Here is a 1,813-nt window from a genome sequence, read left to right on the forward strand (position 1 = left end):
CATGACCCTGACTTCACTACAACAACAAGGACCCACCATGAACCATAATCTTTTCAGCCTGTTCTACCCACACTTCGAACGCCAGCCTGACAAGGTATTGATGGATACCGACGATGGCCGCCAGTATCGCTACCGGGATGTGCTCTCGACCAGCCGCCGCCTGGCCAGCCGATTACGCGCCTGGGGTCTTCAGCCCGGCGACCGCATAGCCGTGCAGATCGACAAAAGCCCCGAGATGCTGATGCTCTATCTGGCCAGCCTGCAAGTGGGGGCGGTGTACCTGCCGCTCAATACGGCATATACGGGCAAGGAGATCGCTTACTTTCTGTCCGATGCCGAGCCGCATATTTATGTCTGCCGTCCCGACGACCTCGACAGTGCCACCCAGCACGGCGAGGCCAGCGGCGTCACGCATATCGTCAGCCTAGGCACCCAGGCTGACGGCAGCTTGATGCACGACCTGGCACAGGTGGAGGAAACCAGCGACGTCTGCCAGGTCGGGCCGGACGATCTGGCCGCCATCCTTTACACCTCCGGCACCACGGGGCGCTCCAAGGGCGCCATGTTGACCCACCGCAACCTGGCGTCCAACTGCCAGGCGCTGACCGAAGCGTGGCACTACAGCGAGCACGATCACTTGCTGCATGCCCTGCCCATCTTCCATACCCACGGCCTGTTCGTGGCCTGTAACATCACGCTGGTGAATGGCGCCTCCATGACCTTCTTGCCCAAGCTGGAGGTGGAAGATCTGATTACGCGCATGTCGAAGGCAACGGTATTGATGGGTGTGCCCACGTTCTACACCCGCCTGCTGCAATCGCCCCGGCTCGATCGGCAGGCCACCGCCCACATGCGGCTGTTCATCTCCGGTTCGGCACCCTTGCTGGCCGACACCCATGAAGCCTTCGAAGCCCGCACCGGCCATGCGATTCTCGAGCGCTACGGCATGACCGAAAGCAACATGAACACCTCCAACCCCTATGACGGCCAGCGTCGGCCAGGAACCGTGGGCATGCCGCTGCCCGGCGTGGAAGTGCGTATTACCGACCGTGAATCGGGCAAACCCCTGGCCGATGGCGAGACCGGCATGGTGGAGCTACGCGGTCCCAACGTCTTCAAGGGGTACTGGCGGATGCCCGAAAAGACGGCCGCCGAGTTTCGCTCAGACGGTTTCTTCATTACCGGTGACCTGGGAAAAATCGATGAGCACGGCTACCTGAACATTGTTGGCCGCGACAAGGACCTGGTCATTTCAGGCGGTTACAACGTTTATCCCAAGGAAATCGAAGCCATTATCGATGACCTTCCCGGGGTTCTGGAGTCGGCGGTGGTTGGTGTCCCCCATGCCGACCTGGGCGAGGGCGTGGTCGCCGTGGTGATCCCGGCGGCCCCTGATCAGATGGATGAACAGCCGATTCGCGCCGCCTTGGCAAACGAGCTGGCCAGGTACAAGCAACCCAAGCACATCGTGTTCGTGGAAGCGCTGCCGAGGAACGTCATGGGCAAAGTGCAGAAAAACCAGCTGCGCGAGCGTTACGCCGACACCTTCGAGCGCCACGCAAGCAACGCGGCCCTGTCTTAGTCCTGGAACTTAGCCATAGAACACGCACGAATTCCCCGCTGACGGGAAAGATGGCGCCGCCGCGACCGAGGAAACCAGACACGGCGGCCCATCGAACACGCACTACCTAACAACAATGACAATAGAGGAAAATGACCATGGTGATTTACGGTGTTGCCCTGCTGGCAGGGTGCATGCTGGTGGGCCTTTGGGCCGGTGACGTGCTGGGCATGATGCTCGGCGTTACATCCA

2 protein-coding genes are annotated in these 1,813 nt (G+C 60.7%); both read left to right on the plus strand.

The annotated features are described in order from the left end of the window. Nucleotides 1-37 precede the first annotated feature (37 nt). Complete coding sequence (locus B7L71_RS10790) at nucleotides 38-1,582, plus strand: malonate--CoA ligase (protein ID WP_081137889.1); 1,545 nt, start codon at nucleotides 38-40, stop codon at nucleotides 1,580-1,582. A gap of 137 nt (nucleotides 1,583-1,719) precedes the next feature. Further along, a partial coding sequence (locus B7L71_RS17890; RefSeq protein ID WP_212636755.1) for a malonate transporter subunit MadL occupies nucleotides 1,720-1,813 on the plus strand: 94 nt, incomplete at its 3' end.

Origin of the sequence: Halomonas sp. BC2, from assembly GCF_002078115.1 — a bacterium.
Classification (GTDB): domain Bacteria; phylum Pseudomonadota; class Gammaproteobacteria; order Pseudomonadales; family Halomonadaceae; genus Vreelandella; species Vreelandella stevensii.

What these genes read in the sequence shown, in the direction of transcription:
- B7L71_RS10790 (WP_081137889.1), top strand. Translation starts at nt 38, where the DNA reads ATGAACCATAATCTTTTCAGCCTGTTCTACCCACACTTCGAACGCCAG.